The sequence below is a fragment of the Bariatricus sp. HCP28S3_D3 genome, assembly GCF_052065755.1.
Classification (GTDB): domain Bacteria; phylum Bacillota; class Clostridia; order Lachnospirales; family Lachnospiraceae; genus Allocoprococcus.
In genome coordinates this window covers 67,750-75,269 of the sequence record NZ_JBQHTK010000013.1, presented here as the reverse complement: position 1 = coordinate 75,269, position 7,520 = coordinate 67,750, and the positions used below count along the sequence as shown (strand labels likewise).

Annotated in this window: 9 protein-coding genes and 1 tRNA gene; 7 read left to right on the top strand and 3 right to left on the bottom strand. The window is 43.7% G+C overall.

The window, feature by feature from the left end:
* Nucleotides 1-195: hypothetical protein (locus ACTNB3_RS09945; protein ID WP_441025325.1), on the top strand; the 195-nt coding region annotated here is incomplete at its 5' end.
* A gap of 92 nt (nucleotides 196-287) precedes the next feature.
* Complete coding sequence (cysK, locus tag ACTNB3_RS09940) at nucleotides 288-1,214, top strand: cysteine synthase A (RefSeq protein WP_441019077.1); 927 nt, start codon at nucleotides 288-290, stop codon at nucleotides 1,212-1,214.
* A 94-nt stretch (nucleotides 1,215-1,308) separates the two neighbouring features.
* Here cysK and ACTNB3_RS09935 read toward each other — a convergent pair whose 3' ends face one another.
* Nucleotides 1,309-1,473, bottom strand: a complete 165-nt coding sequence (locus ACTNB3_RS09935; protein ID WP_427808875.1) for a toxin-antitoxin system protein — start codon at nucleotides 1,471-1,473, stop codon at nucleotides 1,309-1,311.
* Between the two features lie 96 nt (nucleotides 1,474-1,569).
* On the opposite strand from ACTNB3_RS09935, the gene ACTNB3_RS09930 reads away from it, so the two are divergent.
* A complete protein-coding gene (locus tag ACTNB3_RS09930) occupies nucleotides 1,570-1,830 on the top strand; it encodes a hypothetical protein (RefSeq protein WP_441025324.1) in 261 nt (86 codons plus the stop codon).
* A gap of 87 nt (nucleotides 1,831-1,917) precedes the next feature.
* Complete coding sequence (locus ACTNB3_RS09925) at nucleotides 1,918-2,598, top strand: hypothetical protein (RefSeq protein ID WP_427819468.1); 681 nt, start codon at nucleotides 1,918-1,920, stop codon at nucleotides 2,596-2,598.
* Between the two features lie 160 nt (nucleotides 2,599-2,758).
* Here the strand turns inward: ACTNB3_RS09925 and ACTNB3_RS09920 are convergent.
* Nucleotides 2,759-2,833: transfer RNA gene (locus tag ACTNB3_RS09920), tRNA-Pro, on the bottom strand.
* 156 nt (nucleotides 2,834-2,989) lie between these two features.
* Here ACTNB3_RS09920 and ACTNB3_RS09915 point away from each other — a divergent pair.
* From ACTNB3_RS09915 to ACTNB3_RS09905, 3 genes are all read left to right on the top strand, one after another.
* Entirely contained in the window at nucleotides 2,990-3,934 is a 945-nt protein-coding gene (locus tag ACTNB3_RS09915; RefSeq protein WP_441025322.1) for an AEC family transporter, read from the top strand.
* Nucleotides 3,935-4,006: 72 nt separating this feature from the next.
* A complete protein-coding gene (locus ACTNB3_RS09910) occupies nucleotides 4,007-4,534 on the top strand; it encodes a 2'-5' RNA ligase family protein (RefSeq protein ID WP_441025320.1) in 528 nt (175 codons plus the stop codon).
* A 291-nt stretch (nucleotides 4,535-4,825) separates the two neighbouring features.
* The gene (locus ACTNB3_RS09905) at nucleotides 4,826-5,599 is read left to right on the top strand and encodes a C39 family peptidase (RefSeq protein ID WP_441025318.1); all 774 of its coding nucleotides are present in this window, start codon (nucleotides 4,826-4,828) and stop codon (nucleotides 5,597-5,599) included.
* 63 nt (nucleotides 5,600-5,662) lie between these two features.
* Here the strand turns inward: ACTNB3_RS09905 and asnB are convergent, their stop codons facing one another.
* Complete coding sequence (gene asnB / locus ACTNB3_RS09900) at nucleotides 5,663-7,498, bottom strand: asparagine synthase (glutamine-hydrolyzing) (RefSeq protein ID WP_441025317.1); 1,836 nt, start codon at nucleotides 7,496-7,498, stop codon at nucleotides 5,663-5,665.
* Between the last annotated feature and the right edge of the window lie 22 nt (nucleotides 7,499-7,520).

Sequence of the window (7,520 nt, the reverse complement as noted above, 5' to 3'; positions counted from 1 at the left end):
GTTTCTGGACAATTCCATTATATCAAAAGAGCGTTATTTATGCCCTTTTTATTGGCTGAAATATTGAATTTTCAAGGTACAGAACACCTTATCGGTGTGGGAAGTTTGAGTTATGTAATAGTCAGAAGAGGCTCTCTGATTTTTTATGCTGTAATAGAAGGAGAAATTGGGCTTTTTCTTCGAAAGATTCTATGATGGATTCTTTTTGGGAGAATCATTTTATGTTGCATCTGCCTTTATTTCGCAATATACTATTAAGATAGAGGTTTTGTGGAGGAACAATTGAAATGATATATAATAATGTACTTGAGGCAGTGGGAAATACGCCGATGATTCGGTTGAACCGGATGACAGATGAAGACAGTGCAGAGATTCTGGTGAAGTTTGAGGCGCTGAATGTTGGCGGTTCGGTGAAGACGAGAACGGCCTGGAATATGATTCTGGATGCGGAAAAGCAGGGGAAGATTCAGAAGGATACGATTATTGTGGAACCGACCAGTGGAAATCAGGGGATCGGGCTTGCGCTTGTTGGTGCGGTCCGGGGATACCATACAGTGATCATTATGCCGGATTCGGTCAGTGAGGAACGCCGGAAGCTGGTGCAGAATTATGGGGCTGAGGTGAAATTGGTCCACGATGAGGGCGATATCGGGGAATGTATACAGAGATGTATTCGTACTGCGCTGGAGATGAAGGAAGCGGATTCCAGGGTCTATGTTCCGCAGCAGTTTGAGAATATGGCCAATTATGAAGCTCATTTGAATATGACCGGAAGAGAGATTGTTGAGCAGGTTGGAGGAAGGATTGATGGATTTTGCTCTGGAATCGGAACGGGTGGAACGATTTCCGGTGTGGGTGAAGCGCTTAGGAAGGCGAATCCGGAGATAACGATCTGGGCGATTGAGCCGGAGCATGCTGCGATTCTGTCGGGTGGTGAAGTCGGAAGCCATTTGCAGATGGGAATCGGAGACGGTGTGATACCGGAGATTTTAAATCAGGATATTTACGATGAGGTTGTGATCGTAACGGATGAAGAAGCGCTTCAGACTGCGAGAGATCTGGCACGGCTTGAAGGACTGATGTGCGGTATTTCAAGCGGAACGAATGTTGCTGCGGCTAAAAGGCTGGCGAAGAAGCTTGGTAAGGGGAAAACGGTAGTGACCATTTTACCGGATACGGCAGAACGGTATTTTTCAACCCCGCTGTTTGAATAGAGCTGCGTAAATGGTTTTGTTTACCAGACAATTAACAGATAATAATCAGGGAAGGAATATCAAGATAAGAATATCTGATATGCCCTCCCTGTTTTTATATCTTTTCATTATTCTGATCCGACTGTGAAGAAATATGTTCTTTCAGTACGAGATTTATGTATTGGCTGAAGGATCGGTCATCATTTTCTGCCAGAACTTTCACTTTGGTGATGATATCTGAGTCAAGTGTGATACTTACTTTTGTCTTTAGTGGTTTCATGGAACTCCTCCTTTTATACAATATACCATTTTGTAAGATTTAGTCTTTAAAAGTAGGATAAAATAAGATAAAGTAGTATATAAAGGGGTGATGCACATGAAGAGTAAAAATGAGTTTACAGGAGAGGAGACAGAACGTTTCTGGAAATTTATAGAAGGGGATGATCTGGATTTTTATGAACAGAATTTGCTGAACCAGCCGGAAGAGGTTCAGAGGCATTTTTTTGAACAGCATCCGGATTTTTTATCGGAATATCATTTTGATCCATTACAGGAAAATGGGATTAATCTGCTGCAGGATGAGATTTTGAGAGGAATTATGGTGAGAAAGAAATATTTGAAGCAGCCCGGTGATTAGTTATTTTCAGTTATTTTTGTAATCCCGTGCAGTACTTGGAAAAGCTTTCCTTCTGCGGTATAATGGTGGTGGAAGGAGAGTGGAGATATGGAACAATTTTTAGAAAAATTTGGAATATTTGATATTTTTTGTATGCTTATACCTGGAGCGATGTTTGTGATGGGAATGGCATTCTTATTCCCAAATGCAGAAGAATATATACCAGATATATTGACAGATGGGGCGATAAAGTATTTTTCGTTTTTTGTCGTAAGTTATTTATGCGGAGTACTTTACCATGAAATTGGTAAAATTGCGGATGATCTTGCCGGACATTTTATAGGTAAGTTGGATGAGAATTATTTTAAGGATTCAAGCAGATGGAAAAATAAACGATTGGATTTCAAATTATCTAAAAAAGTGAAGCAACGTATCTTGAAAAAATGTTTTAAGAGTAAAGAACTGAAATCGGGATATACTGAAGAAGAACAAAACAGATTTGCATTTCATTATTGCTTGACCGTGCTTGAAACGGAAGGTGTGATAGGGAAGGCGGAAAAGATGTACAGTATTTCAGAAATGAGTAGATCTATGTTTTGGATGTGCTTGACTTTGATTTTTGTTTACTTAACAAGCAGAAAATGCAATGAGTATAATTTCGCAGTATTATCGTTTATGGCAATTGCTGCAATCGTATTTTTGAGGAGAAAAATGAGGTTTGAGGGCTATAGAGTTGATATTATGATGAGGAATTATCATATATATGATAATAAAAAAATAAGAAAATGATTACCGTGGGGGATCCACCTGCGGTATTTTTGTACCCAGAAGGCAGGTGTAATATGGGAATCAGCAGCTAACCGACATTGAGATTTGTGAGCAAAGAGTTATAGTTATAGCTATACCGTTTACTTTACAGGGCTTTCAGAGGGCTCGTTGTACAACAAAATCGGGGTAACAGGATTCGAACCTGCGACCTCGCGGCCCCCAGCCGCGCGCTCTAACCAAACTGAGCCATACCCCGATAATGGTTCTATTATAATATATCTATGAGAAAATCTCAATGATTATTTACAAAATTCTCATACGCTTAAACCCGCCAATTCTTGACAGTACTGATAAAAAGGTGCAAAATAAAGTCCAGTAGATGACAATAAACAAAAAAGGAATGAAGTGAAGGATGGAGAATCTGATATTTAGTTTAAATGCAACGGTCCCGGTATTTCTTATGATGCTTCTGGGACTTTTATTTCGCAGGATCGGGTGGATCGACGAGCAGTTTGCCTCGAAGATGAACAAATTCGTGTTCATGGTTCCGCTCCCGGTGCTGGTGTTTGAGGATCTTGCGACGGTAGATTTTGAAAAAGTGTGGAATGTTAAGTTTGTGCTTTTCTGTTTTGGGGCGACGGTGCTTAGTATTGCGATTGCGGCAGCAGTCTCCTGTTTGTGGAAGGACAAATGTATCCAGGGAGAATTTATCCAGGCGTCCTATCGGAGCAGCGCGGCGCTTCTTGGAATTGCATTTATCCAGAATATTTATGGGAATGCGGGCATGGCACCGCTTATGATCATCGGAAGTGTACCACTTTATAATATTATGGCGGTCGTGGTGCTGTCTTTTTTTCAGCCGGAGAGAAAAGGACTGGATGGTGAGGTGATTAAAAAGACGCTCAAAGGGATTGTGACAAATCCGATCATCATTGGTATAGCAGCCGGACTTTTATGGTCGGCGCTTAGGATTCCGATGCCGCACATTATGGAAAAGACGGTTTCTAATCTTGGAGCGGTGGCTTCGCCGATGGGGCTTATGGCCATGGGAGCGACCTTTGACTTTAAGAAGGCATTTGGGAAAATCAGGCCTTCGGCGATGGCGGCATTTATCAAGCTGGTCGGACTGGCAGCTATTTTCCTGCCGATTGCAATCGGGCTTGGATTCAGGAATGAAGAGCTGGTGGCGATTCTGGTTATGCTTGGTTCGGCAACCACGGTCAGCAGTTATGTTATGGCGAAAAATATGGGGCATGAGGGCATCGTATCTTCCAGTGTGGTCATGCTTACCACGATGTTCAGTGCATTTACACTGACTATGTGGCTTTATATTTTGCGAACACTGTCATTGATTTAGTACACGAGTGCGTTGATCTTGTGCACGAGTGTGTTGGTAGTGTGTTGGTTTTGAAATAACCAGAGGTGGGAAATGTATCTGATATCGGTTTATTTTGATGAAAAAACGGATCAGAGAATCCGGAATTTGATGGAACAGGCCGCAAAAAGGAGCGGAAATACGTATATGATCGACGCGAAGGTTCCGCCGCATATTACGATTTCTGCATTTGAGACCAGACGGGAAGCAGAAGCGGCAGAGATGCTGAAGTGTGTGGCCGAAGGTATGAAGAGCGGCACACTCATGTGGGCATCGGCGGGAGCATTTTTCCCGGGAGTTATCTATCTGGCGCCGGTGCTGAATGCGTATCTGCAGGATTTGTCTGTGAAAATATATGAAGGCATGGCGGGGATTGAGGAGACGCGGATCAGTCCGATGTATAGGCCGTTTCAGTGGATGCCGCATACGACGATTGCCAAAAAGCTGGAAAAAGAAGAAATGATGGCGGTGTTCCGGGTGATGCAGGAGCAGTTTGGTGTGTTTTCCGGTGAGATTGTGAAAATCGCGCTTGCGCGGACGAATCCCTATGAGGATCTGATCTGTGTAGAATTGAATAAATGAGGATATTAATGGGCGGTGTGAATAAAGAGGTTCATGCCGCTTTTTGCATTTTGAAAAATAGGGTAACTGTTCAGAGCCAACCTCGAAAACACTTCGTGTTTCCTCAGTGTGGCGTATCCGCCAAATAGATTTGTACAAAAAAGTGCTCACGAATGCAAGCATTCATCGCCCTTTTTTGACAAATCTGCTTGGCTCTGAACAATTACAAAATAGGAAATAATTAAGAATAGGGCAAGAAAGTCTTCAAAACGTTTTGTTACTATGGAGGAAACAAACGAGGAGGTCTGGAAATTGCAGGAACAGAGAAGACGAACGAGGCTCAGACTATTGAAAAGAAAAAGGCGGCTGGGAATTCTGAAAAGGATTTTGGCGGTGGCATTATTATTGATTGTATTTTTTATAGGAGTTTTGTGGTATAACCGGTATTCTATAGAGAAAATGCGAGATAGCGGCGAGTATCCGGAGAGCCTGTTGGCATTGGCGGAGCGGAATCCGGAGACGAAGCAGTTTGTCAGGGATTATCCGAAGAATAAGGATCGTCAGGATGAAATTGATGTGTCGGGGGAAGTGAAGGAAGGAGAAATACCGCTGTTCCTGCAGTGGGATGAACGGTGGGGATATCAGATTTATGGTGATGATTTTATGGCTGTAACCGGGTGTGGCCCGACTTGTTTGTCCATGGTCTATTGTGGTCTTACAGGAAATGCGGACTGGAATCCGTTGGCGGTGGCTAAAAAGGCGGATCAGAAAGGATATTATGTGGCGGGCAGCGGCTCTTCCTGGAGTATTATGACCGATATTGCGGGAGAATTGGGGCTTTCGGCCTCGGAAATCTCGCTCAGTGAGACGAGTATCCGGTCAGAGCTGGAAGCGGGGCATCCGATTATTTGTATTGTAGGTTCCGGAGATTTCACGAACGGCGGCCATTTTATTGTTCTGACAGGTGTGGACGATAAGGGGAATTTTATCATCAAAGATCCGAACAGTAAAAAGAACAGCAGTAAAGCATGGGATCCGGAGCGGGTCATGGGACAGATCCGAAATCTGTGGAGCTATAGTAATTAAAGAAACCTCTTTACACCAGAGTGAAGATACTATGGTGTAAAGAGGTTTTTGTCATTTAAGTATTTATCTCAGTACGAAATACTGTTCATACCATAATAAGAAAGAGTAAACGGTGTAAATTTTTCTGTGGTAGTTTCCTACTTTGTTCTTATGGTCTTCCAGCCATTTCATCAGAATATTTCTGTCGAAGAATTCAGAAACAAAATCCTTCTGGAACATTTCTTTCACGCGGTTGTAGTATTTATCCTCGCGGAGCCATACGCGGAACGGTACGAGGAAACCGAGTTTTTTGCGCTGTGCCCAGTCCATCGGGATGTGGGAAAGAGCGGAGGTACGGAATGCTTTCTTCGTCTCTTCTCCTTCAACACAGTATTTGGTGTCGATACTGCGGGCGAGTTTCCACACTTCTTTGTCCAGATACGGAACGCGAAGTTCCAAAGAATGAGCCATGGTCATTTTGTCTGCTTTCAGAAGTATGTCATGCGGCAGCCACAGGTGCATGTCCAGGAAAAGTTTTTTATGGAAATCATCCTGGTCTTTTACCTGGTCAAAATAAGGTTTGGTCACATCCTGATATCTTAAGTCAGATTTATATTTCGGAGCCAGCACTTCATTTGCCTCTTCGTTGTCCATGATAAATGCCTGTCCGATATAGGAATCTTCTACAGAAGTTGCATTTCTCTTCAGGAAATTCAGACCGCGGTGATTTGGTTTGCTTGCAGCCCAGTCGCCGAGCTTCTTACGGATTGAAGCCGGAACTACCTTGCGGTAGAAGTCACCGGATTTACTTGGTTTATACGTATCGTAGCCGCCGAACATCTCATCGGCACCTTCCCCACTCAGGACAACCTTGACATCCTTTGCAGCCAGCTCAGACAGATAGTAAAGCGGTACGGCTGACAGGTTCGCATGCGGTTCATCGGAGTGGTACTGTACTTCCGGCAGGGCATCGAAGAATTCGTCGGAAGAAATCTCTTTCTTGGCATTGGACATATGAAGGATGTCGCAGAGATCCTTGGAGTAGGTGGTCTCGTCGAAGCCGCCCACTTCAAATCCAACGGAGTAAGTCTTCATCGGTTTAACGGTGGAAGCAATGTAGCTGGAATCCACACCGCCTGACAGGAAGGAACCAACTTCTACATCACTGATCTGATGGTAATCAACCGATTCCTGAATGGTCTCGCCAATCAGTTTGACAGTCTCATCGAAGCTTCTGTCCTGCTTCTCGTAGGTCGGGTCGAAATATTTGGTTGTCTTAAAGTCCTTGCCGTCGTAGGTAAAATAGGTTCCCGGCTCCAGTTTGTATACATCCTTGAACATGGTCTCAAGAAGTGGGTTGTACTGGAAGGTCAGGTACATTTTCAGTGCTTCTTTATTGACTTCTTTATGAAAATGCGGGTGGGCAAGGAAAGATTTGATCTCAGAACCAAAAAGCAGACTTCCGTTCATTTTTGCATAATAGAACGGTTTGATTCCGAAATAATCTCTTGCGCCGTACATGGTGTGATTTTCCTTGTCATAAATTACGAAGGCGAACATGCCGCGGAGCATGGAAGCGGTCTTCTCGCCGTAGGTCTTGTAAGTCTGGAGAATGACTTCGGTGTCGGAATTGGTCTGGAACGTACATCCGTGCTTCTCGATCAAATCCTTGCGGATCTCCTGATAATTGTAAATCTCACCGTTAAATATAATGACATGCTTTCCATCTGCGCTGTGAATCGGCTGTGTGCCGCCCTCCAGGTCAATGATACTTAAACGACGGAAACCAAGTGCTGCATAATCATCTACAAAACTGCCCTTGCTGTCCGGGCCGCGGTGCGCGATCAGCTCGCCCATCTTATCGATTACTTCTTCTCTATTGAAATCGCCAGTGCCGTAATAGCCTGCAAATCCGCACATATTTTTACACATCCTTTCCGAA